Genomic DNA, 21026 nt, shown 5'->3' on the forward strand with positions numbered 1-21026 from the left:
CACCCGCGTGTCCCCCGGAGCGAAGGCCATGAACCCTTCCCGATTCGCCGACCGCATCTTCGAGGGCGGAACCCTGCTCACCATGAACGAGCACCAGCCCACCGCCGAGGCGCTGGCCCTCCAGGACGGCCACATCCTCGCCGTGGGCACCCGCGCCGAGGTCCTCGCGCTCCGCGGCCCCGACACGGAAATCGTCCCCCTCCAGGGCGGCACGGTGATTCCCGCCGTCGTCGACAAGCTGTCGAACAACAACAACAGCAACGCGGAAGAAGAGGAGCCGGAACCCCAGGGCACCCTCGCCCCAGGCCAGCGCGCCAACTTCGTCGTCCTCTCCGGCAACCCGCTCGTCGTCACACCCCGCGCCCGCGAGGACCTGCGCGTGCTGCACGTCGTCAAGGACGGCCGCAGCCTCTACTTCGCGGACACCCCTCCCGCGCGCGAGAAGAAGGACGAAGAGCCCTTCAACGAGGCCCTCTTCCTCGACGAGAGCGGCTGGCTCGTCTGAGCCATGCACACGCGGCACCCCGAGCGAGTGTCCACGACAGGGCACCTCGGGGTGCCAGGCGGGTTGCACGGTACCCAGGCTCGCGTGGGCTATCTGAAAGTTCCGGCCATGTACTCCTGGGGTGACTTCCTCCCACTCCCGGCGTTCTGCGATGGTGGGTGAGAACCCGCACCGGAGAGCCTCATGCTCCGCCGCCTTGGCCCCGCGTTCTTCCTCGGAACCCTGCTGCTTGGGGGTGCCTGCAAGAAGTCACAGGACCCCGCGCCCGCGACTCCGGCGCCCCCTCCCTCCGCGGAGCCCGCGCCTCCGTTCGCGCTCTCGCTCCTGCAGGACGCCTCTCCTTCCGGCTGTACCTGGATACGCCAGGACCCCACGGGCATACGCAAGGCCCTGGCCACCGTGGATGCCCCTTGCGAGCGCCTGGGCCTGGCCTGGAGCCCGGACGGCAAGCAGGGCGCGCTGGTGGACCGGGGCCACGGCAGCCTGCCGCCCCGAGCCTGGAAGGTGGACTTCGACACCCCCCAGGGCCTCGCCCCGCTCGCACTCCCAGACGAGGGCCATACGGACTCACTTGGCTTTGACGCACAGGGCCATGTCGTCGCGCTCGTGTCCCAGTTGGAGGGGCTGACGCGCAAGGAGGAGCGCGGCGAGGAGGTCTTCGTCGTGGACGGCCGTCGGCTGCCGGTGCCAGAAGAGACGGAGGGCAGCCCGGCGGGTCTTGCTCACGCGTACCGCCGCGAGGGCGAGACGTGGAAGCGAATCGAATCCGTGGCGACGGTGTACGAGAGGGAGGATGCGCCGGGCACGACGGCGCTCGCCACCTCGAGTCAGCTCGTGTCCTCGACGTTCGGCGCGGACCCGGATGCTCCCGCTGCGACGGAGCTGGCCGAGGACAGCGAGGACGCGGCGCGCCTGGACGCGGTGGTGAAGGACAAGGGCCACACCGAGTACGGCGCCTGGGTCTCCCTGGAGACGCATGGCGGCCCGCTGTACGCCTGGCGGGCGGCGCGCGAGCTGCCGGTGCTGATGCCGCCGCTGCGTTGGGAGGCGAATGACCGCCTCGCCGAGCCGGAGGCCCTGTCGCTGGAGCCCACGTCGGCGGTGGAGCTGCGCGTGCGGGGAGCCCTGCTGCTCGTGGCGTCGGACCACAGCGCGCGCATCTACGACGCGCGGAGCAAGAAGCGCCTCGCCCAGCTCGACGGCGTGCATGGCGCGCGCTTCTGGCCCAAGCAGCGCACCGTCACCGCCGCCCTCCCGTCCTCGGGGACTTCGGCCGGACAGTAGCGTCTGGCTGGAGGGCGAGCAGGCCCTCGGGCACCGGCCGGACAAGCAAGCCAACCCTCGCGCTCATACCCATTTCTCCAGGGATGCATGAGCGCTTCCACAAGTTCGCCCAGGGCGTGTCAGAGCGCGTGGGCTCCGTGCAGGCCCTGCTGCTCGCGGTGTCCGTCGTCCTGCTCTGGGCGGTGTCGGGGCCGCTGTTCGACTTCAGCGACACCTGGCAGCTCGTCATCAACACCTCGACGACCATCATCACCTTCCTGATGGTGTTCGTCATCCAGGCCACGCAGAACCGCGACGCGAAGGCCATCCACCTCAAGCTCGACGAGCTCATCCGCGCGCAGAAGCACGCGCGCAATGAGTTCACGGACCTGGAGGACGCCACCGAGGAGGAGCTCGCGGAGCTGGCCCAGCAGTTCAAGCGCGTGCATGAGCGCGCCCGACAACGCCACCTCGCCCGGGGACACGATGACCGGCGCGAGGCCCCGCCGGACGCCGACTCGAAGCACTGAGGCTCCGGATTTCCTACGGAGACTTCACCAGGCTCGCCATCATCGCGGCATAGCCACCCACGCCCAGGCAGCAGGTGACGACGGGCACGAAGAGCGCGCCGAACGCGGCCTGCCCCCAACCCACGCGGAACAGCTTCTGGTACGCGGCCACCCGCACACCGGCGCTCCAGAAAGGCATCACATACATGCCGCAGAAGGGCACCAGGCCCATCAGGTAGACGCCCTGGGACAGGGCATGTCCGCGCAGCGTCGCGGAGAACGTGCTCGGCGCGCCCGCCATCCGCAGCACCACGTGGTCCAGCGCGGACGCAGCCACGGTGAGGCCCACGCTGAAGAGGGGCATCACCACCATCCAGACGAAGAAGGCGAACACGACGACGCCCTGGAAGAAGCTGGGGCCCGGCACCTCCACCCCTCGGGACGCGAGGTTCTCGTAGGGAACCGCCAGCAGGACGGCGAAGTAGAAGAGCGTGGTGACGAAGTAGCCGACGAGCGCCGTGAGCAGCGCGAAGAGGAGCGAGCTGCCCACGCTCCCCTCCGGTGACATCCGCCCGAACGTCGCGCCCGGACGCAGCATCACATCGACGCACGTCTTCCAGAACGCCTTCGCCCAGCCCAGCTCCGCGCGCTGGTCCCATGCGAGCGGCGAGTACGGCGAGCGCTCATGGCACCGCGCGCAGACGAGTTCGCCGCGAGGCCCCTCGCGCAGACACTCCGAGCACGCGAACGCGCCGCAGCGAGTGCACGCATGAAAGCTCATCCACTCCGGATGGATGGCGCAGACGGCCACCTGTGAGTCGGAGGGGGGAGCGACCAGGAGGGAGGCGCCACACGCCGCGCAGCGCCGAGCGCCGGGTGCGAAGGGGGCCTGACAGAAGGGACACGGGATGCCGGACACGTGAGGCATCCTCGCACAGTCCTCCCGAAGGGCCTCGGCTCAGGGTGGCTGACGCAGACTCACGAGCCCGGGGTCATCCAGCACGGGGCCATCCCCGCCCGATAGACTGGCTCCGGACACGGCTCGAAGGCCCTCCGCTCAGAGCGTCTGGCGCGGGCGCAGAAGCCCGTGGTCATCCGGCACGGGGCCCGAGCCACGGTCCGCGCCTGCCCGGTTGGCTGGCTCGGACGAGGACGGCTCCGGACGCGACTCGCGAGCACGGCGCGCCTGCCGCAGGGCCGCCTTCGCCTCCGCCTTGTGGCCCTGGGCCTTCTCCCGCTTCGCCAGCGCATCCCACAGCTCGGGCGACTCCGGGTGCAGCGCCACGCCCGCGCGCAGCAGGCCCAGCCCCACGCGCGGCGGCGACTCCGAGTCCATCGCCACGCGCTTGATGAACGACAGCGGCGCCAGGGACACCGCGCCCTGCGGCGTCGCCAGGGCCTCCTGAAGGTGCGCCAGCACCTCGCCGTCCCGCTTCACCGTGAGCAGCGCCTGCGACAGCGCCCACCGCGCATCCACGCTCCTGGGCTGGAGCTCCACCGCCCGCTCCAGCCAGCGCACGCGATTCACGGCCTGCTTGCGCCAGGCGAACCCCTCGGCGATGCGCAGCAGCTCATCCGAGTAGTCCGGCCGCACGTCCGGCGACAGCGCCGCCGCCTTCTTCAGCGTGGGCCAGTGCGGCTCCGGGTTCTGCTCCTCGTCCAGCCGCAGGCGGAGCAGCGCCGGCACCTCCGCGCGCTTCCACCCCGCGACGAAGCGCAGCAAATCCCCGCGCAGCGGCTCCCCAAAGCGCTCCGTGTCCGGCACGCCCTGCGCTTCACACGCCGCCAGGTAGTCCGCGAAGAACGACAGCGGCCCCTCCGCCGGGTACGCCAGCAGCCGCTCCGGGCCGTGGGCCTTCTCCAGCGTGCGCGCCATCCGCGCGCCCACGCGGATGAAGACGGAGCCCAGCTTCGGGTCATGCCCGCTCCGGATGCGCTCCAGCGCTCCCTTCCCGTCCTTGCCGATGAGCTTGCGGTCCAACAGCTCCGACACCCGCGCGAAGGCGCCCGCCGGGTCCTCGTCCGGCGGCAGCGTGCCCGGTCCACGCGTGGCCCACAGGTGGTACGCCAGGCCATAGCTGGCGATGCGGCCCAGGCCCTCGTACACCACCGAGTCCACCGGGTCCGTGAAGTGCGCGTCCCTGCGCGTGACGCCGCCCTCCAGCACGCCCTCCATCAACCGGATGGACAGGCGCCGCAGCCGCTTCGCCTCGCCCTCGATGTTGGTGGCCAGCGCAATCACCGTGTCCTCGGCGGGGAACATCACCAGCAGCGTCGTCGTCTCCGGCTGCCCGCCCGCGTGCGCCACCAGGTAGTGGCCGCGCAAGGGATAGGTGGCGAAGCCCATGCCGTAGTCCGTGAGGCGCCCGTCGCTCGTCGCCATGGACGCCTGCATCTTCCCCATGGTGTCGCGCTTCACCAGCCGGTGGGCCAGCACCGCGCGGCCGAAGCCGAGCATGTCCCCCACCGTGGCCCGCGTCCCACCGCCACCGAAGCGGCTGGACACGTCCAGGAAGCGCGAGGGCTTCAGCACGCCGTCCTTCACGCGGTAGCCCACCGCCTGGTGCTCGTCGCGCGTCGCGGTGACGTCCAGGTCCGCGTGCTCCATGCCCGAGGGCTGGAAGACATGCTCGCGCAGGTAGTCGCGGTAGGACTTCCCCGACGCGGCCTCCACCGCCGCGCCCAGCAGGTTGTAGCCCCAGGTGCTGTACAGGTAGCGGGTGCGCGGCTCGAAGGCCAACGGCTTCCCGGAGAAGGCCAGGATGGCCTCGCCCGTGCTCACCGGCTTCACGTTGTTGCTGGAGGCCACTCCGTCGTACGTGGGCACTCCGCTCAGGTGTCCCAGCAAATCCTTCACCGTGACGGTCCACTGCTTCGCCGGGTAGCCCGGCACCAGCGTGTGGATGTCCGCGTCCAGGTCCAGCTTCCCCTGCTCCACCAGCTGCAACACGGCCACGGCGGTGAAGGACTTGGTGACGGACGCCATGCGGTACGTCGTGCGCGGCGTCGCGGGCAGGCGCTTGGCGACATCCCGCAGGCCATAGCCACACACCCAGCGCTGGGCCCCCCGCGTGACACCCACCGTCAGCCCCGCGACGGGCCCCTGGGACAGCTCCGCGCGGACGATGGCGTCCAGCGCCTGCGTCACCTCGGGAGCGAACTCGCGAGGGCCGTCGACAGCCTCCGCGTTGACGGGCTCGCACACCGGCGCGAGGCGCGGCGCGGACAGCGCTGGAGTCGCCAGCAACCACAGCGCGGCGAAGAGCCACCTCTGCGTCATCATGGCGCGGCCTCCACGGTGGAAGTGGGCGGACTTCCAGCAGCGGGCGACAGCGAGGCCACGCGACGGGAGGCGGGCGGCGTCTCCACCCAGGCGCGCAGCAGCGCGTCCGTCACCAGGTGCCCCAGCACATCCAGCCCCCGGCCGCGCGGGTGCACCAGGTCCTCGTGCATGAAACCGGCCTGGTGGAAGCGCGACAGCGCGCCCTTGCCTCCCATGGCCTCGTAGAGGTTGAAGAAGGCGCACCCCTCCGCCTGCGTCACCTGGCGCTCCGCGTCGACGACGGCCTCCAGGAAGGGGCGCTGCGTGAAGGCCTTGCCCTGGTCCTTCGAGTCCCGCACCGCGTCCATGGGCCCCACCACCAGACAGGCGCTGTTCGGCGCGGCCACGCGCGCGCGACGCAAGAGCGCGCCCAGGTCCGTGCGCAGCGTCTCCAGGTCCGTGCGCTTCCACTCCAGGCGTTTGGACTCGTTGCCGCCCAGGAAGAAGACCAGCAGCCGGGGCTCGCGCTCCGCCAGCTGCGAGCGCAGCGCCGCGTCATCCAGGCGCGCATAGAGGCTCGCATCCGCGGACGGCACCCCGAGCATGTCCAGGACGATGCCGGGCCGCGCCTGCTGCAACACCACGCCCTGCACCACCGCGCCCTTCGCCTCGGCGACGATGTCCACCGACGTCGCGCCCGGGGGCAGCTCGAAGCGCGTGGCCTTCGACTCGCCACTCCCCACGGGCTCCGTCCGCGCCAGCACCGTGTCTCCACTCAGCACCGTGAGCGCGCCGCCCTTCGGGACGTCCAGCCACCACAGCGTGCCGCGCGGCTCGCCCTCCAGCTTGAAGCGGCTGCGCGCCCTGGCCACGGTGGCCACGTGGTACACGCCGGTGATTCCGAACGGGTGCGGGGGCTTGCGCAACTCGCCCAGCGTGCGGGGCTCCCACCCGCCCTTGCTGTAGCCGGTGCGTCCGCGCCCACCGTAGGGCGCCATCCGGTCCACCAGCAGCACGCCCCGGCCCGCGGCGCCGAAGCCCGCGCCCAAATCATCCCGGAGGATGTCCACGATTCGGTCCCCCGCGATGAGCGAGTTGCCGAAGGCCTCGATGACGGTGGGCCCCGTCGCCGTGCCCGAGGACAGCGCGTCCAGCGACTCGAAGAAGGGCGCCAGCGCGGTGCGCGCGCAGCCCGGACCCGCGGGCGCCACGCACGGGTCATCCACCTTCGCCCCGAGCGCCCCCAGCTTCACCGCCAGCGCCTGCGTCGCGCGCGTGCGCTCCGTGGGCTCCGGCGCCACCCGCCGTGGGGCGGGCTCGGGAGGCGTCGGGACGTCCGGCACGGGCCGGGCCACCGCCGCCGGAGCGGCCGTCGCGGGCGCCGGAGCGGCGGTGAGGGGGCGGACCTCGGAACCAATTTCACAGGCGGCCAAGAGGCCACAGCAGGCCAGGACGTGGAACACGACCCGCCGTCCACCCCACCCGACTTCCGAATGCGTCATGCGGCGTGCAGCGTAGACGAACTCTTCCGCCCGCGCATTTTCCCGGCACGCCAGCCTCCCTGCTCCTCGGGGGAGCTTCGGGCTGGGACACGCTCGCACCTTGCCACCTGGTTTCCCGCAACCCTGCGACACACAGGGCCCCCGACTTGGCGTCCAGGCGAATTCCAGGGTCCACCCGCCAACACCTTCACTTCACTTGGGCCGCGGAGTCCCCAGATTAGTCGTCACCCAATATGGAGAAAGAGAAGAACAAGGTAGCGACCTGGACGAGGTTCCATCGCAAATTCGGCGGTCATGTGCGCCAGCTTCGCAACAACCGCGCGCTCACCCAGGAGGCCCTCGCGGAGCGATGCGACCTCTCGGTGGACGCCATCCGCCGCATTGAACGCGGAGCGTTCTCTCCGTCACTGGATACGCTCGGCAAGCTGACAGCAGGCCTGGATGTGTCGCTCAAGACGCTCTTCAACGGCTTCGAGCAGGAACGCACCGAAGAAGTGGCGGAGATCTGCGACTACCTTTCGGGCCTGTCTGGCCCGGAAGTGAAACTCGCCTGGAGGGTACTCCAGGCCATGTTCGAGGAGACCTGAGGACCTCTTCTGCCGGTGCGAACCGGCAGATGTTCCCTGTACCTCACGCCCACCCTGACCTAGGGAGATGACCTCTCATGCCAGGAGACTCCGAAGGAACCCTGCTCGTCGTGGAGGATGACGCGGACCTGCGAGCCTCGGTGGTCGACGTCCTCACGAGTGCTGGCTACCGCAGCGCCGTCGCGAAGGACGGACTGGAGGCGCTCACCTGGCTGGAGGTACACGGGCGGCCTTCGCTGGTGCTGCTGGACATGGAAATGCCTCGCATGGACGGGCGCGCCTTCCTGGAGCGCATCACCCGCCACCCCGCCTGGGCCGGGCTGACCGTGGTCGCCGTGACGTCCCGCCAGGTGGACCATCCGGCCGTGCTCGACACCCTGCTCAAGCCCTTCGACGGGCACGCCCTCCTGGAGCACGTGCCCCACTGGCTGCGTCGCTCGCGCCCTCCCGGAAAGCCCTGAAGCACGATTCCATTGCGCGCAATGCACCTGGGCCGCATGTTCCAGGCAGGAACCGCCATGGCCCAGTCCAAGAAGCGTGTCGACGCGCTCCACCTCGACGAGCAGCTGTGCTTCACCCTCTATTCGACGGTGCACCTGCTCAACCGGACGTACCGGCCGCTCCTGGAGGAGTTGGGCCTCACCTATCCCCAGTACCTGGCGATGCTGGTGCTGTGGGAGGAGGACGACGTCACGGTGAAGGCGCTGGGGGAGCGGATGCTCCTGGACTCGGGGACGCTGACGCCGCTGCTCAAGCGGCTGGAGGCGGCGGGGCTCGTCAAGCGCGAGCGGGACGTGCTGGACGAGCGCCAGGTGCGCATCCGGCTGACGGCCACGGGTCGCGCGCTGCGCGCGAAGGCGGAGTGCGTGCCCGTGTCCATCCTGGAGGCGTCGGGGCTCGACGTGGAGGAGCTGCGGGACTTGAAGGAGCGCGTCCTCGCCATCCGCGAGGCGCTGAGCGCGCGGCTGGAAGAGGAGCCCCCTCCCCCAACCGCGAGCAGGCGTCACAAGACGGGGTAGCTACACCTGCGTCTTGAGGACGTCCTTCAGCCCGTTGGTGCCCTTCTCGACGATGCGGCTCACCAGGTCCAACACCTGCGCGTAGCGGTACATGGACGCCTGGAGCGACAGCAGCTCCGCGTTGGAGTAGCGCGAGCCGGAGGACGCGGACCGGATGATGTGGTCCAGCACGCGCTGGCCCTGCTCCAGCTCCTGGACGAAGCGGGAGATGCCGTTGAGCACCGTCCCGTCCATCTTCGCCACCGGGGGCACCACGCCCACGAAGGCGACCTCCTGGGGAGCGCTCGGGCTCGGGACGTGACTTGCCTTGTCCGCGAGGACGCCATCGAACCGGGAGGCCTCGAACTTCTCGACACGCGCGTGCGGCGGCGCGGGCTGCGGAGGAAGCGACATGGGGACGGCGGACAGCGGGCTCGTCATGGGATGCGGTCTCTTTCGGATGCGGAGCGGGGGCGCCAGCCGCGAGTATCCGCGCCAGGGCTGACAGCCTCCTGGCGCGACACACGAGGGGCGGCGCACGAGCCTTCCTCCAGAGTCGTCCTCGCGCGGCCACGCGAGCCCCACTCCCACGTCACGCGCGCTGAATCCGTGTGCCCCACGCCTTCAGGCGCTCGACGACGTGGGCCGAATCCAACACGCCTTCGGGCGAATAAAGTCCGGGGCCCACAGGCGCGCCGCCCACGAGTCCCAGCAGCCGCTCCACCGCGAGCGCCACGCCCTTCCCGCTCAGCCCCGAGTGCACGTCCCCATCCACCAGCGTGTGGCGCACGTGCGCCGTCGTCCCGTCCGGCAGCTCACCGGTCAGCTCGATGACGACCTCGTGGCCCGGCCCCTCGCCAGGCTTCCGGCTGGACGCGGCCCGCAGCGCGAAGTCGAGCCGCACCGTACTCGCGTCCGTCACCGCCGCGAGCGTGGCCACATCCAACAGGGGATAGGCCCGGCCCTGCCAGTGCGTGCCATCCGCGCCCTGGAAGGTCCGCGTCACGTCCTCCTCCGCGGTGGCCCAGAGGAACTTCCCGTCCTTGCGAATCAGCGGGCTGGGCACGCCCTTCGTCAGGCGCTCCATGTCCCCGTTGGCCGCCGGACCTCCCACGTCATCTTCGTCGAAGACGGCGCCAATCTGGATGGCGTGGACCTTCTTCAGCTCGCGCGCGAACTGGAGGGTGGCCAGGGCCACGGTGCCGCCCAGGAAGTGCCCCAGGAAGAGCACGGGCGAGGCGGTGGGGTGCTGGATGTGGAGGGCGACCTCCGGGCCGATGTCGAAGACGAAGTCGGAGAAGGAGACGTACGGCACGCCCTTGCCCTGCGCGTACTTCATCGTGCGCAGCGAGTCGTCCTTGAGCAGCACCACCACCGCGCTGAAGGCGGCATCCGGTGGCAGCCCCAGGTCCTCGCGCTCCAGGTCGATGCGCACGGCCTCCGCACGGCCCAGCTCCCGCGCGAGCGCCGCGGCCTTGTTCACATCACGTCCTCCGAGATGGAGGACCAATTCAGGGTGCAGCTCGCGAAGGGCCTTCACGGCGCGGCGTCCGACGACGCCGGAGCCACCGATGACGAGGACGGGCTTCAGGTTGGATGCGTTCATGTGGGGACTCCTGTGGGGAGAAGAAGGGGGGACGTCACGCGCGACGAAGCCGGGTGCCGGCTTCCTGGAGTCGGCGCAGCAGGTACTCCGGCTCGATGAGGACATGGGGGAGGTAGAGCCCCGGTGCGACGGGCGCGCCTCCCGCGAGGCCGAGCAACCGCTCGACACCCACGGCGACGCCCACCGCCGTCACCGGAGCCTGCCCCTCCGGGTGCAGCAGCTCGTGGCGCACGCGCGCCCGGGTTCCGTCGTGCAGCGTGCCTTCGAGCTCGAAGATGATTTCGGTGGAGAAGGGCTCGCCACGGCGGCGCGGCGCGGTGGTGCCGATGGCGACATCGAAGCGGATGGACTTCGCCTGCGTCGCGGCGGCGAGGCTCGGGGCGTCCATCAGCGAATATGCCTGGCCCTGGAGGTCATTCCCCTCGGTGTCGCGGAAGGTGCGCAGCGCCGCGGCGCCGCCCACCCAGCGCCACTGTCCGTCCTCCAGGATGAGGTTGTTGGGCGCGGCCTTCTGCCGGTCCAGGTCCACGTACGCGGCGGCCCCGCCCACGTCCTGCTCGTCGAGCACGGCGCCAATGGCGATGGACTCCAGCGCGCGGAACTCCCGAGCGAACTGGAGCACGGGCAGCGTGGCCGTGCCCACCAGCCAGGAGCTGCCCAGGAGGATGGGCGAGCGCGTGGGCTGGTGCATGTAGAGGGCGACCTCGGGAGCGACCTCGAACAAGCTCGTCGAGATGCCCAGGTACGGCAGCCCGTGTGTCTGCGCGTACCGCAGCGAGTTCAGCGTGTCGTCCTTCACGAACAGGACGACGGCGCTGTAGGCGCGGCTCGCGGGTTGGCCCAAATCGGGCCGCGACAGGTCCACCGTCGCCGCGTCGGCGAGGCCGACTTCGCGAGCCACGGCCTGGGCGCGGGACAAGTCCCGGCCGCCAATCGTGAGCGGCAGGTCCGGCTGCAGCCGACGCAGGGCCTTGGCGGCCAGGGAGCCGACGACGCCCGAGCCACCAATGATGAGGACGGGTTTCCGAGGGTTCAAAGACATGACGGGTGCGCTCCCCTGCCCCAGGGGGCAGTGGTTGAGGGTGCCGGCGGGCCGGCGGAAATGGCGCTGCGTTGACCCTACTCAAAGTAAGTTACCAAAAGTAGGTTCGCCACGATTTCGACGAGGCGGGGGTGCGGTTGCGCGTGCGTGTCGAGGCGGCTAAGCCCTCAGGGTGCCGCCGCGACGTCCCATGAGTGAGCCCACCTCCAAGAAGCTTCCCAAGGCCCAGCGACGCGAGCAGCTGCTCGACGTGGCGTTGGCCGTGGTGAGGGAGGAAGGCACGGATGCGCTGACGCTGGGTCACCTCGCCGAGCGCGCGGGCGTCAGCAAGCCCATCCCCTACGAGCACTTCCAGTCACGCGCCGGGCTGTTGATGGCCCTGTATGAGCGCCTCGACGCGAAGCAGGTCACCCAGCTCCAGGAGGCGCTCCAGCGCACGCGGCGCAAGCTGGAGGACGTCGCCAAGGTGATGAGCGGCGCGTACATGAACTGCTATGCGACGCTCGGCCCCGAGCAGCACGCCATCACCGCCGCGCTCAAGGGCGACGGGCAGATGGAGAACTTCCATCAAGGGGTGCTGGACGGCTACGTGGACTTCTACCGGGACACGCTCGCGCCCTACTGCGAGCTGCCGAAGGAGACGCTGCGCCTGCGCTGCGTGGGCATCATCGGCGCGGCGGAGGCGCTCTCCCGCGACATGCTCCGGGGCGCCATCTCCGAGAGCTCCGCCGCCTCGGCGCTGAGCTCGCTCATCGTCTCCTGGCTGTCCGCGCGCAAGTAGGGCCAGCCCGCCACGCGTGCAACGCCCGCGTCGATGTGATGCAGTCGCGCGGTGCTCGACAGCGTCACCATCGACCAGCTCCGGACGCTCCGCGCGGTGGCCGAAGAAGGCAGCTTCTCCGCGGCGGCCCGGCGCCTGGGCCAGGGACAACCCGCCGTCAGTCAGGCCATGCAGCGCCTGGAGAAGCAGCTCGGCCTGCGCCTCTTCGACCGCAGCAGCCGCGTCCCCCGCCTGACGATGAAGGGCGAGGCCGTGGTCGCCGCCGCGCAGCGACTGCATGACGACCTCGCGACGTTCCAGACCGTCGTCGGCCGCCTCAAGAGCGGCGAGGAGACCAAGCTCGCGCTCGTCGTCGACGCCATGTTCCCCACGGCCGCGCTGCTGTCCTTCGTGAAGGAGCTGGCACAGGCGCACCCGGAGGTGGAGCTGACGCTGGAGGTGGAGCTGCTCGCGGCCGTGACGGAGCGCCTGCGCGAGCGCAAGGCCACGCTCGCCATCGCCGGCGCGGACCTGGACCTCACCGGCCTGGAGCAGCGTCCCATCGCGCTCCTGCGCATGCTCCCCGTCGCCGCGCCGTCACACCCTCTCGCGAAGGTGAAGGGCGTCATCACCGACGAGCACCTCGCCACCACCACGCAGCTCGTCCTCAGCGAGCGGCTGCCCACCGGAAAGACGGGCACGGCGGACCGCGGCGTCTTCTCGGCGAAAAGCTGGCGCGTCGCGGACCTGATGACGAAACATGCCCTCATCCTCGGTGGGCTCGGCTGGGGCCATGAGCCCGAGCACCTGGTGAGCGAGGACCTGGCGGCGGGGAGGCTGGTGCGCTTGCGGCTCGCGGCCTATGAGGGCGGGCCTCCACCCCAGCGTCCCCTCGCCCTGTTGCGCCGCAAGGGCACACCGCTGGGCCCGGTGGCGACGTGGGCCTCCAACCGGCTCACCTCGCTCTGCCAGCTCGCGCTCGCGGACCATCACACGACGTGATGATAAGCATCATGCGCGGGAGCGATTTACACACCCGCCCTGGCCCTTACGTTCTGAGTCATGAGCACCACGACCCAGACACTGACTCCCCCCACCGTTCCCCACGCGACTCCCCGTGCGCGGACGCTCGAGAGCGTCCACGGCGGCGGGCCCTTCCACTGGGTCGGTGACGGCTTCCGCGTCAAGACGCTCGTCCCCAGCGGGGGCCTGCCTCAGGAGCGCGTCAGCCCCTTCCTGCTGCTGGACCACCATCCGCCGCATCACTACCCGCCCCTCGCGAAGGGTCAGCGGGGCGTCGGCTGGCATCCGCATCGCGGCTTTGAAACCGTCACGCTCGCGTTCGAAGGCAACGTCGCGCATCGCGACAACGCGGGCCACGCGGGCGTCATCGGCCCGGGCGACGTGCAATGGATGACGGCGGCGTCCGGCATCCTCCACGAGGAGTACCATGAGCATGCCTTCTCCCGACGCGGTGGCGTCTTCGAGATGCTTCAAATCTGGGTGAACCTGCCCCGCGCCCACAAGAAGGCCGCCCCGGGCTACCAGCCCATCACCGCGGCCCAGATTCCCACCGTCCCCGTCGAGGGCGGCTCGGTGCGAGTCATCGCGGGCAGCTTCAACGACACCCAGGGGCCCGCGCGGACCTTCACGCCCATCTCCCTGCTGGACGTGCGGCTGCGCGCGGGGACGGACCTCCGAGTCCCCCTGCCGAAGCACCACAACGCCATCGTCCTCATCGCCTCCGGCCGCGTGTCGTCCGGTGGTGAGACGGCCACCGAGGGGGAGCTCGCCCTCTTCGCCAACGACGGCGAGTTCCTGTCCCTGCGTGCCGAAGCGGACACGCACTTCATCATCCTCGCGGGTGAGCCCCTCCGCGAGCCCATCTTCCACATGGGCCCGTTCGTCATGAACAGCCAGCGCGAAGTGTTCCAGGCCATCCACGACTTCGAGTCCGGCGGCTTCGGCGAAATCCCCGAGGACGCCCCCGTCGCGTCCCCGTGACGAGGTGAGAAGAAAGCGCGCTGACGCCCCTGGACCCCCGAGTCCAGCGGGTGTCAGCGGCTCCGCGCTCGGCGCGAGGGTCCCGACGATGGGGCCTTCGCGCGCGGCTCCGCTCGAGTCGGCGGCAGGTCCTTCAGCACGTCGAGCAGCAGCTGCCGGAAGCAGCGCGAGCCGGGGTCCGCGTCCGTGCGGGTGTGCCACATGAGCGACATCGTCATGGGCGGAGGCACGGGCATGAACTGCAGGCGCTTCAAGGGCAGCATGGCGCACAGGACTTCCGCGGTGCGTCCCGGCATGCCCGCGATGTAGTCCGTGCGGGTCGCGGCCATGCCCGCGGCGATGAAGTGGGAGACGGCGAGCGCCGAGCTGTACTCCAGGCCGTTCTCCTTGCGGAACCGCTCGAACATGGAGCGCCCCACGCCTGGACGGCCCTGGGTGATGACGATGTCGATGTGCTTGCAGGCGTTGAACGCCTCCCGCGTCAGCACCGTCCCGGGGATGAGCGGGTGGTCCTTTCGGACGACGAAGGCCACCTCTTCCAGGTAGAGGTCCTCCGCGCAGAAGCCCTCCCGCGTGGCCACCAGCCGAGGCCCCAGCGCGACGTCCACCTCGCCCGTCGCCAGGCCATCCGATGCGACGAGGAAGTCGATGCTCACCACGCGCAGCTGCGCCAGCGGCATGCGGCGCGCGAAGGCCTCCACGACCCGGGGCACGTCGCAGACGTCCTGGTTGTCACCGCAGGCCAGCGTGAAGCGGCGCGTGCTCTCCTCCGGCAGGAAGCGCTGGCCATCCACGGCCACCTGGAGCTGCGCCACCGCGTTGACGAGCAGCGGCCTCAGCTCCTCGCAGCGAGGCGTGGGCACCAGCCCCTTGCCCTGCCGCACCAGCAGCGGGTCTCCCAACAGCTCCCGCAGCCGCGCCAGCGCGTTGCTCACCGCCGACTGCGTGACGTGGAGCTGCCGCGCCGCGCCCGTGGCGCTCCCCGTCTCCAGCACCGCGTGCAGCACGAGGAACAGGTTGAGGTCGATGGCCGAGAGATTCATGGCGGGGCTGGCATACCGCACCCGCCCTCACCGGGACACCTGGGGCCCACCCGCGCTCAGGAGCGCTGCGCGCCCGAGAGCATGGCCGCCACCTGTGGGTCCAGGCGGAACGACTCGAAGAAGCCCTCCGCGTCCTGGGGCGGCTTGCCCTCCGGGTGCAGGAGGAGCTGCTGATAGAGCCGGGGGCCCACCAGGTAGAAGCGGCCTCGCAGCCGGCGCGGCCCGGAGACACCCTCCACCTCCCAGCCCGGGAAGCCCTCCAGCGTCAGCGGCTTCGAGGAGACGCCCGTGGCGCCCAGGGCCTCCAGCGCGCCCAGGCTGGCGCGGGACACCACGTCACTCGGCTTCGCCTGCGACACCGCCGCCGCGGGGAAGTCCGTGTACGAGACGTAGTACGCCGTGTCCGACTCCGGACGGACGGCGATGAACGTGTGGAGTGTCACCTCGCCCACATCCGTCAGCTGGGAGCGGCGCTCCTCGCTCACCGGCCCCGGCAGCGCGACGGAGAAGCCGCCCTCCGTGGACTGGACGACAGAGGCGGGCTTGGCGGAGGCAGGCTTCGCGGCCTGGGCCTCGGGCGCCGGCTGGCGGGAGGCACACGCCCCCAGTCCCCCCACGGACAGCAGGATGGCGAGTGGCGCGACTCGGCGCGAAATCTTCATGTTCCAGGCGACTCCTGTCATGGAGCCCGGAAGGTACGTCCGACGCCTCCCTGGCGCACCCAGAGACTCCGACGGAAGCACGGGACGCAACGCTTTGCGTCTAGTGCAGGGCGTCCGGAGGCACCACGCCCCCCTCTTCCCGAGGCTCCACGGCGCCCCCCGCCTCCGAAGAGGCGAGGGCCAGCCGGACACAGAACAGGGAGCCGGCGCCGGGCGTGCTCTCCACCTCGATGTGCCCGCCATGGGCCTCGACGATGCGCCGCGCGACGGACAGCCCCAGCCCCACGCCCGGCGCGCGCTTGCTCCGGGCATCCCCCAGTCGCTGGAAGGGGGCGAACAGCATGCTCTTCTCGTCCTCGGTGATGCCGATGCCCTGGTCCTTCACGAACAGGAGCACGTCGTCCGCCTCGCGGCGCACCCCCACCTCCACGCGGCTGCCGGCCGGCGAGTACTTCAGCGCGTTGCTGACCAGGTTGGCCATCACCTGCTCCAGCCGGTCCGGGTCCCCGCGCACCAGCAGGGGCGCCTCCGGCACGTCGAGCTGCAACACGTGTCCACTGTCGCTGGAGCGGTACAGCTCCACCACGTTCCGCGCCAGCTCGCGCGAGTCGCGCACCTCCGGCCGCAGCTCCAGCTTGCCCGCCTCAATCCGGGTGGAGTCGAGCAAATCACCCACCATCCGGTCCAACCGCTCCACCTGCCGTCCCACCAGCGCCAGCGTGCGCTGCATGCGCTCCGGCGTGAGCTGCGCGCGGCTGCGCTCGGTGAGGGCGGTGGACAGCTTCAGCGCGGACAGCGGATTGCGCAGCTCATGGGCCACGCCGGCGAGGAAGGCGAGCTGCTGCTCCTGCTGGTGCGTGAGGCTGTTGGCCATCTCGTTGAAGGTGCGCGCCATGTCGCGCAGCTCCGTGGGCCCCGCCACCGGCGCGCGGGTGCGCTTGCGGCCCGCGCCGAAGCGGCGCATGGCCTGGCTGATGTCGCGCAGGGGCTGCCAGGCGATACGGCGCAAGAGGAAGGTGCCCGTCACCAGGCTCACCAGCAGCAGGCCGCACAGCACCAGCCCCACGGCGTTGCCCATCCGGTTGAGGTCCGCCGAGGACTCCCGTGCCGACCGGGCCTCCTCCACGTTGAGCTGGACCAGGCGCTCCAGCGAGTCCAGCGCGGCGTCCAGCGCGGGGATGGCCCGCTGCGCGCGCTGACGCTGGGGCAGCTCGGCGGCCTCGCGCTGGGCGGCGAGGTACGCTTCGAAATGCTGGTCCACCTCCCGGATGAGCCCCTGCTCGGCGGTGCTGGAGGCCGTGCTGTTGAGGCCGTCCAGCAGGCGAGGGAACGAGGCCTCGATGCTCTCGAGTGTCCGTCCCCGGATGAGCGTCGACGTCGCCTCCACGGGGGCCGCCACGCCGCTGAGCCGGAAGTGGATGAGCAGGTCGATTTCCAGCTCCTCCGCCAGGTGGAGCCCCTCCACGGAGTTGCCGAGCGTGTTCGCCGAGTGGTTCTGCGCGTTCGTCAGGACGATGAGCGCGGTGGCGGCCACGAGCGTCAGCAGGGCGAGGCCACCCATGATGGCGGCAAGCCAGGCGCGCAGACTCATGTCGCCTCCGGGTGCGTCGGACGGACGCCGCGAAGGACCTGGCTCTGGGCGGGGAAGCTCACGGTTGGGACCTCGCTGAAGCCGGGGGCGGTGTGGATGGAACGCCCCCTTCATGACTGGAGGAACAAGGACAGGACGATGGGGATTCACCGGGTGGACAGCAACCGGGCGTGGTGGGGGGGGTTCCCCGCACGGCATCAGCGCCGGGAGAGGGCAATCGTGCTAGGGAAGGTCGGACGTGGCGGGCGAGCGTGAGCTCCCCTGGCCGCGTGCGAGGCCACCATGGACATGCTCCCCCAGCCGGTACGTACCCTGAAGTTCGATGGTTTCTGGCGCTGGCTCCAGGAACACACCCAATGCATCCTCCGGTGCGGCTCCGTCGACGCGATGCTGTATGACCACGACGACTTCCACTGGCTGCTCCTGGAAGAGGACCGCCAGCACATCATCCAGGTCCTCAAGGGCAAGGTGCTCGTGGGCGAGCTGGTGATAGCGGGCCGCGAAGTCACCGAGGTGAACGTGGCGCCGGACCCGGACTCGGGCACGCAGGGCCACTTCCTGGTGGAGCTGATGAGCGGGCCGAAGGAGGACCCGCAGGTCGTCTACCACTTCATCATGGCGCACGGCATCGACCCGGCGCCGGGCCACAAGGACCTCAAGCACTGAGCACGGTGCGCTCGATGAGCGCCACCGCGTCCCTGGCGCCCCCGGAGTACGTCTCCGGCGCGCGCGCGACGCGAGGGCCCACCAGCGCGACGACTCGCTCCATCAGCTCCGCCTCGGTGCGGGCCAGCTCCTCCGGACGCAGCCGCACCGCCTGCCTGTCGTAGCGTCGGGCCCGCGCCAGGGCCACCAGCGGAGTGCCCGTCACGCGCGCCTCCTGCACGGTGTTGTACCCGCCGGCGCCCACCAGGATGTCCACCCCCGGCATCACCGCCAGCGCCGGCCACACGCGCACGGGCTGGAGCATGTTTCGCGCGGGCGCGCCGGACTTCGCGGGTCGCACGGGGAACCAGGGTCCGGGAGGCGCCAGCCACCGCACCGGCGCCGAAGCCCCGAGCCGCGCCTGGAGCCGCGTGGCGATGGCGCCCGCCTCCGCCACCTCCTCCGCGTTGCCGCTGCCCATCACCGCCACCAGCGGCCGGGCGTCCTCCGGGTCCACGCCGAGCTGCTGCCTCGCCTGCGCGCGGCCCAGCCACTCGTCACGCTCCAGCAGGAGCCAGGGCGCGGTGCGCACGGCGCGAGGGTGCTGGGAGAAGGGCGCGTCCTCGCCGGGGACGAGCAGCAGGTCGAAGTCCTCCACCGCCGCCGCGACGTTGAAGCGCTCCACGTACGTGGGGTTCAAGTCCCGGTGCACCAGCACCTTGCCCATGCGCAGCCCGGGCAACAGCGGCGCCAGCTCCCCCGCGAGTCCCCGAGGGAAGGTGTCCACCACGAGGACCTCGGGACGCACGCCGTCGAGCAGGCACTCCACCGCCTCGCGCACCGCGGCCTTGGCCAGGTCCGGGTTGAGCCGGTGCACATGGGCCCCCGCGCCCAGCACGTCCTCCAGCGGGACAGCCGGAGCGAACACGCTGTTCGTCACCACGGTGACGCGGTGTCCGCGTCGGGCCGCCACGCGCGCGAGTCCACAGGCGCGGGTGAAGTGACCCATGCCTCCGCCCAACGCGTAGATGAGCCAGCGCGTGCCCATCAGCTTCCGCCCAGGTCCTCCTCGAAGGAGGCATCTTGCTCGTGCCGCAGGCTCTCGCCGTCGGCCTCGGTGAAGTCGTGCGGGTCCTTCGAGGAGCCACGAGACCACGAGGAGCCCGAGCCGTAGTAGCCGTAGTCCTCGTAGTAGGAGCTCGGGTCCTCGGAGTCCTCGTTCGTCGAGTCGTCGCCCTCGGAGTCGTCGTCACCCGCGGCCGCGCAGCTCGTGCAGACGAGCGCACCCTCCTGGTTCGACGAGAGGTGCGCGTCACAGACGCTCTTGCCGCAGCGCGGGCACAGCGCGCCGGCGGGCAGGCCGCACGGGTGGGAGAACAGGAAGCCCGTGCTCACCTCGCAGCCGTCGGTGGAGAAGGGACTCATGGCGCGGACTCGGACGGCGGCGTCTGGAGTTGGTGGAGCAGCGCCACGCGGAAGGGCAGGTCCAGCTTCTCGAAGGCGAGGCATGCCGCCGCGTCCGCGCTCACCAGCGACTTGGTGGCGAGCAGCGTCTTGCCGCCGGGCTCGCGGAGGGACACCTTGCCCTCGCGCACCTTCACGCGAGCCACTTCGGTGCCGGAGGCATCTTCGATGCGCGCGCCCTCGTTGTCCGAGGACACGGTGTAGAGCAGCGCGCCCTTCGCGTCGGTGAGCCGCCAGCCGGAGCCCTGTCGCGCGAGGGTGTAGAGCACCTGCCGCTGCTCGCCGTCCCTCACGGTGAGCGCGCCGCCCGCGGAGCCGACGACGTAGCCCAGCGCCGTGTCATCCGGGCCGGACACCTTGAGGGCAGTGCCCTTCCACTTGAAGCGGGCCAGCTCGCGGTCCTCGCCGTCCACCAGCTTGGCGCCGTCGTCCTTGGGCTTGAGGGAGAAGCGCTCGCGGTCGTCGGCGTCCTTGAACTTGAGCTTGCCCGGAAGGGGGACCTCGTCGCCCGCGGTGGCGGACTGCGCCTGGGAGGACGGGGCCTCGGAGCCCGACGGACGCGAACAGGCCGTGACGAGGAGGAGGCTCAGCAGGAGCGCGCGGAACATCATCGGGAGGCCCTCGCGGGGAGTTGCTTGCGCTGGGAGGTGGAGAAGTTGAGCACCTGGTAGAGGCTCAGCAGCATCATGAGACAGGTGCGCGTCGCATCCTGCCCGGGAGACTCGACGTCCGCATTCGCCTCCCAGTCGGAGTCCATCCGGGCGCGCAGGCCGAGCCGGTCGTCGGACACCTCCAGCCGGGTGAGCGCCACTGTGGGAGGGAGCTTCACCGCCTCGCGGGCCGCCTTCTCGAGCTGACCGAGCCCGGGGTGTCGCTCGGGCTTCACGCGAAGCTGGGCCTGGAGGTACGTGCCGCTCTTCTGCTTGTACTTCGTCTTGTACTTGCCTCGGCCATTGCTGCGGGTGCGAGAGCGCTTCTGGAGCCACTCGGTCATCGACAGGCGCAGGTGCGTGCCGTCGCGCAGGCGGGCCTGGAGCGACAGCCAGGGGTCCTCGAACTCATTCGTCGTCCACGTGCCCGCCATGCCCTTTCGCGTCCACTTGGCCTTGTGGTCGATGGGCTGGAAGTCCAGCTCCAGCGACACGGGCTCCTCGGGAGCGATGTCGCGGCCCAGCCGTCGCAGCAATGAGGAAGGCAGTTCGTAGCGGCGGTTCTCCAGGTCGCACCGGCCGAACCGGGAGGCCCTGACCAGGAAGACGACCATGACGACGAGCAGGCCGATGCTCGCGAGCAGCAAGCCGTCCGTCAATTTTGGGGTGAGTTCAGAGTCGAGGACGTTGTCGAGGAGTTTCGACAGGACGAACAGGCCCGCGCCCACGCCGCCCACGATGAAGGCCCGCCGCTGCCAGCGATGCTTGAAGACGTTCATCTCCGCGTCGAAGACCGTGAGGACACCCAGGTCTTCCATCAGCTCGGAGACGGGCGCGGTGTTGCGGTAGCGCTTCTCCACACGGAAGCGGTCGATGTCGAAGGTCACGGCGGGAAGCTCCCCCTCGGAGCCACGGAACGAGCGCGGAGTGTAT

Annotated in this window: 23 protein-coding genes; 10 read left to right on the plus strand and 13 right to left on the minus strand. The window is 70.6% G+C overall.

What is annotated here, in order from left to right; genetic code table 11:
• Window positions 1-28: 28 nt before the first annotated feature.
• From LZ199_RS39235 to LZ199_RS39245, 3 genes are all read left to right on the plus strand, one after another.
• Window positions 29-505 (plus strand): amidohydrolase family protein, encoded by a 477-nt coding sequence (locus LZ199_RS39235; RefSeq protein ID WP_253998922.1) that lies wholly within the window; start codon window positions 29-31, stop codon window positions 503-505.
• Window positions 506-688: 183 nt separating this feature from the next.
• Window positions 689-1789 carry an SMP-30/gluconolactonase/LRE family protein gene (locus tag LZ199_RS39240; protein WP_253998923.1) on the plus strand — a complete coding sequence of 367 codons (1101 nt, stop codon included), beginning with the start codon at window positions 689-691 and terminating at the stop codon, window positions 1787-1789.
• Between the two features lie 83 nt (window positions 1790-1872).
• Window positions 1873-2298 carry a low affinity iron permease family protein gene (locus LZ199_RS39245; protein ID WP_253998924.1) on the plus strand — a complete coding sequence of 142 codons (426 nt, stop codon included), beginning with the start codon at window positions 1873-1875 and terminating at the stop codon, window positions 2296-2298.
• A 13-nt stretch (window positions 2299-2311) separates the two neighbouring features.
• Here the strand turns inward: LZ199_RS39245 and LZ199_RS46845 are convergent, their stop codons facing one another.
• From LZ199_RS46845 to LZ199_RS39260, 3 genes are all read right to left on the minus strand, one after another.
• Window positions 2312-3196 carry a YIP1 family protein gene (locus LZ199_RS46845; protein ID WP_253998925.1) on the minus strand — a complete coding sequence of 295 codons (885 nt, stop codon included), beginning with the start codon at window positions 3194-3196 and terminating at the stop codon, window positions 2312-2314.
• 138 nt (window positions 3197-3334) lie between these two features.
• Window positions 3335-5560 carry a serine hydrolase gene (locus LZ199_RS39255; RefSeq protein ID WP_253998926.1) on the minus strand — a complete coding sequence of 742 codons (2226 nt, stop codon included), beginning with the start codon at window positions 5558-5560 and terminating at the stop codon, window positions 3335-3337.
• Complete coding sequence (locus tag LZ199_RS39260) at window positions 5557-7002, minus strand: SGNH/GDSL hydrolase family protein (RefSeq protein WP_407667326.1); 1446 nt, start codon at window positions 7000-7002, stop codon at window positions 5557-5559. The genes LZ199_RS39255 and LZ199_RS39260 overlap by 4 nt, the downstream gene beginning before the upstream one ends.
• Before the next feature lie 272 nt (window positions 7003-7274).
• Here LZ199_RS39260 and LZ199_RS39265 point away from each other — a divergent pair, with 272 nt between their 5' ends.
• The 3 genes from LZ199_RS39265 (at window position 7275) to LZ199_RS39275 (ending at window position 8647) form a co-directional block, all read left to right on the plus strand.
• Complete coding sequence (locus tag LZ199_RS39265; protein ID WP_253998928.1) at window positions 7275-7628, plus strand: helix-turn-helix domain-containing protein; 354 nt, start codon at window positions 7275-7277, stop codon at window positions 7626-7628.
• Between the two features lie 77 nt (window positions 7629-7705).
• Window positions 7706-8089, plus strand: a complete 384-nt coding sequence (locus tag LZ199_RS39270) for a response regulator (RefSeq protein WP_253998929.1) — start codon at window positions 7706-7708, stop codon at window positions 8087-8089.
• A gap of 57 nt (window positions 8090-8146) precedes the next feature.
• Window positions 8147-8647: a MarR family winged helix-turn-helix transcriptional regulator gene (locus tag LZ199_RS39275; protein ID WP_253998930.1), complete on the plus strand. Its 501-nt coding sequence runs from the start codon at window positions 8147-8149 to the stop codon at window positions 8645-8647.
• Here LZ199_RS39275 and LZ199_RS39280 read toward each other — a convergent pair whose 3' ends face one another.
• The 3 genes from LZ199_RS39280 to LZ199_RS39290 all read right to left on the minus strand — a co-directional run bounded on the left by LZ199_RS39280 (window position 8648) and on the right by LZ199_RS39290 (window position 11274).
• Complete coding sequence (locus LZ199_RS39280) at window positions 8648-9067, minus strand: ATP-dependent helicase HrpB (RefSeq protein WP_253998931.1); 420 nt, start codon at window positions 9065-9067, stop codon at window positions 8648-8650. It lies immediately after the preceding gene.
• 151 nt (window positions 9068-9218) lie between these two features.
• Window positions 9219-10232: a Rossmann-fold NAD(P)-binding domain-containing protein gene (locus LZ199_RS39285; protein WP_253998932.1), complete on the minus strand. Its 1014-nt coding sequence runs from the start codon at window positions 10230-10232 to the stop codon at window positions 9219-9221.
• A 34-nt stretch (window positions 10233-10266) separates the two neighbouring features.
• Complete coding sequence (locus tag LZ199_RS39290; protein WP_253998933.1) at window positions 10267-11274, minus strand: NAD(P)-dependent oxidoreductase; 1008 nt, start codon at window positions 11272-11274, stop codon at window positions 10267-10269.
• Between the two features lie 190 nt (window positions 11275-11464).
• Between LZ199_RS39290 and LZ199_RS39295 the strand changes: the two genes are divergently transcribed.
• From LZ199_RS39295 to LZ199_RS39305, 3 genes are read left to right on the plus strand one after another with little or no spacing between them, the layout of a single operon-like run.
• Complete coding sequence (locus LZ199_RS39295; RefSeq protein ID WP_253998934.1) at window positions 11465-12055, plus strand: TetR/AcrR family transcriptional regulator; 591 nt, start codon at window positions 11465-11467, stop codon at window positions 12053-12055.
• A 51-nt stretch (window positions 12056-12106) separates the two neighbouring features.
• A complete protein-coding gene (locus LZ199_RS39300) occupies window positions 12107-13036 on the plus strand; it encodes a LysR family transcriptional regulator (RefSeq protein ID WP_253998935.1) in 930 nt (309 codons plus the stop codon).
• 60 nt (window positions 13037-13096) lie between these two features.
• Entirely contained in the window at window positions 13097-14038 is a 942-nt protein-coding gene (locus LZ199_RS39305; RefSeq protein ID WP_253998936.1) for a pirin family protein, read from the plus strand.
• A 53-nt stretch (window positions 14039-14091) separates the two neighbouring features.
• On the opposite strand, the gene LZ199_RS39310 is transcribed toward LZ199_RS39305, so the two are convergent.
• From LZ199_RS39310 to LZ199_RS39320, 3 genes are all read right to left on the minus strand, one after another.
• The gene (locus LZ199_RS39310; protein WP_253998937.1) at window positions 14092-15081 is read right to left on the minus strand and encodes a LysR family transcriptional regulator; all 990 of its coding nucleotides are present in this window, start codon (window positions 15079-15081) and stop codon (window positions 14092-14094) included.
• Between the two features lie 56 nt (window positions 15082-15137).
• Window positions 15138-15743, minus strand: coding sequence for a hypothetical protein (locus LZ199_RS39315; protein WP_253998938.1), 606 nt, complete (start codon window positions 15741-15743; stop codon window positions 15138-15140).
• 100 nt (window positions 15744-15843) lie between these two features.
• Window positions 15844-17334 (minus strand): ATP-binding protein, encoded by a 1491-nt coding sequence (locus tag LZ199_RS39320; protein ID WP_253998939.1) that lies wholly within the window; start codon window positions 17332-17334, stop codon window positions 15844-15846.
• Window positions 17335-17616: 282 nt separating this feature from the next.
• Between LZ199_RS39320 and LZ199_RS39325 the strand changes: the two genes are divergently transcribed.
• Entirely contained in the window at window positions 17617-18000 is a 384-nt protein-coding gene (locus LZ199_RS39325; RefSeq protein WP_253998940.1) for a serine/threonine protein kinase, read from the plus strand.
• On the opposite strand, the gene LZ199_RS39330 is transcribed toward LZ199_RS39325, so the two are convergent.
• From LZ199_RS39330 to LZ199_RS39345, 4 genes are read right to left on the minus strand one after another with little or no spacing between them, the layout of a single operon-like run.
• Window positions 17990-19027 carry a hypothetical protein gene (locus LZ199_RS39330; RefSeq protein WP_253998941.1) on the minus strand — a complete coding sequence of 346 codons (1038 nt, stop codon included), beginning with the start codon at window positions 19025-19027 and terminating at the stop codon, window positions 17990-17992. The two genes, LZ199_RS39325 and LZ199_RS39330, sit on opposite strands and share 11 nt — an antisense overlap.
• A complete protein-coding gene (locus LZ199_RS39335) occupies window positions 19027-19404 on the minus strand; it encodes a hypothetical protein (RefSeq protein ID WP_253998942.1) in 378 nt (125 codons plus the stop codon). Before LZ199_RS39335 ends, LZ199_RS39330 begins: the two co-directional genes overlap by 1 nt.
• Entirely contained in the window at window positions 19401-20054 is a 654-nt protein-coding gene (locus tag LZ199_RS39340) for a hypothetical protein (RefSeq protein WP_253998943.1), read from the minus strand. Before LZ199_RS39340 ends, LZ199_RS39335 begins: the two co-directional genes overlap by 4 nt.
• Window positions 20051-20980 carry a hypothetical protein gene (locus LZ199_RS39345; protein WP_253998944.1) on the minus strand — a complete coding sequence of 310 codons (930 nt, stop codon included), beginning with the start codon at window positions 20978-20980 and terminating at the stop codon, window positions 20051-20053. The genes LZ199_RS39340 and LZ199_RS39345 overlap by 4 nt, the downstream gene beginning before the upstream one ends.
• Between the last annotated feature and the right edge of the window lie 46 nt (window positions 20981-21026).

This window comes from Myxococcus qinghaiensis (assembly GCF_024198215.1).
Classification (GTDB): Bacteria; Myxococcota; Myxococcia; order Myxococcales; family Myxococcaceae; genus Myxococcus; species Myxococcus qinghaiensis.

Excerpts from the sequence above, each read along its gene's own strand:
- LZ199_RS39295 (WP_253998934.1), top strand. The coding sequence starts at position 11,465 with ATGAGTGAGCCCACCTCCAAGAAGCTTCCCAAGGCCCAGCGACGCGAG.
- LZ199_RS39310 (WP_253998937.1), bottom strand. The coding sequence starts at position 15,081 with ATGAATCTCTCGGCCATCGACCTCAACCTGTTCCTCGTGCTGCACGCG.
- LZ199_RS39315 (WP_253998938.1), bottom strand. The coding sequence starts at position 15,743 with ATGAAGATTTCGCGCCGAGTCGCGCCACTCGCCATCCTGCTGTCCGTG.
- LZ199_RS39235 (WP_253998922.1), top strand. The coding sequence starts at position 29 with ATGAACCCTTCCCGATTCGCCGACCGCATCTTCGAGGGCGGAACCCTG.
- LZ199_RS39290 (WP_253998933.1), bottom strand. The coding sequence starts at position 11,274 with ATGTCTTTGAACCCTCGGAAACCCGTCCTCATCATTGGTGGCTCGGGC.
- LZ199_RS39240 (WP_253998923.1), top strand. The coding sequence starts at position 689 with ATGCTCCGCCGCCTTGGCCCCGCGTTCTTCCTCGGAACCCTGCTGCTT.
- LZ199_RS39280 (WP_253998931.1), bottom strand. The coding sequence starts at position 9,067 with ATGACGAGCCCGCTGTCCGCCGTCCCCATGTCGCTTCCTCCGCAGCCC.
- LZ199_RS39330 (WP_253998941.1), bottom strand. The coding sequence starts at position 19,027 with ATGGGCACGCGCTGGCTCATCTACGCGTTGGGCGGAGGCATGGGTCAC.
- LZ199_RS39320 (WP_253998939.1), bottom strand. The coding sequence starts at position 17,334 with ATGAGTCTGCGCGCCTGGCTTGCCGCCATCATGGGTGGCCTCGCCCTG.
- LZ199_RS39335 (WP_253998942.1), bottom strand. The coding sequence starts at position 19,404 with ATGAGTCCCTTCTCCACCGACGGCTGCGAGGTGAGCACGGGCTTCCTG.
- LZ199_RS39255 (WP_253998926.1), bottom strand. The coding sequence starts at position 5,560 with ATGATGACGCAGAGGTGGCTCTTCGCCGCGCTGTGGTTGCTGGCGACT.
- LZ199_RS39340 (WP_253998943.1), bottom strand. The coding sequence starts at position 20,054 with ATGATGTTCCGCGCGCTCCTGCTGAGCCTCCTCCTCGTCACGGCCTGT.
- LZ199_RS39305 (WP_253998936.1), top strand. The coding sequence starts at position 13,097 with ATGAGCACCACGACCCAGACACTGACTCCCCCCACCGTTCCCCACGCG.
- LZ199_RS39245 (WP_253998924.1), top strand. The coding sequence starts at position 1,873 with ATGCATGAGCGCTTCCACAAGTTCGCCCAGGGCGTGTCAGAGCGCGTG.
- LZ199_RS39275 (WP_253998930.1), top strand. The coding sequence starts at position 8,147 with ATGGCCCAGTCCAAGAAGCGTGTCGACGCGCTCCACCTCGACGAGCAG.
- LZ199_RS39270 (WP_253998929.1), top strand. The coding sequence starts at position 7,706 with ATGCCAGGAGACTCCGAAGGAACCCTGCTCGTCGTGGAGGATGACGCG.
- LZ199_RS39265 (WP_253998928.1), top strand. The coding sequence starts at position 7,275 with ATGGAGAAAGAGAAGAACAAGGTAGCGACCTGGACGAGGTTCCATCGC.
- LZ199_RS39285 (WP_253998932.1), bottom strand. The coding sequence starts at position 10,232 with ATGAACGCATCCAACCTGAAGCCCGTCCTCGTCATCGGTGGCTCCGGC.
- LZ199_RS39325 (WP_253998940.1), top strand. The coding sequence starts at position 17,617 with ATGGACATGCTCCCCCAGCCGGTACGTACCCTGAAGTTCGATGGTTTC.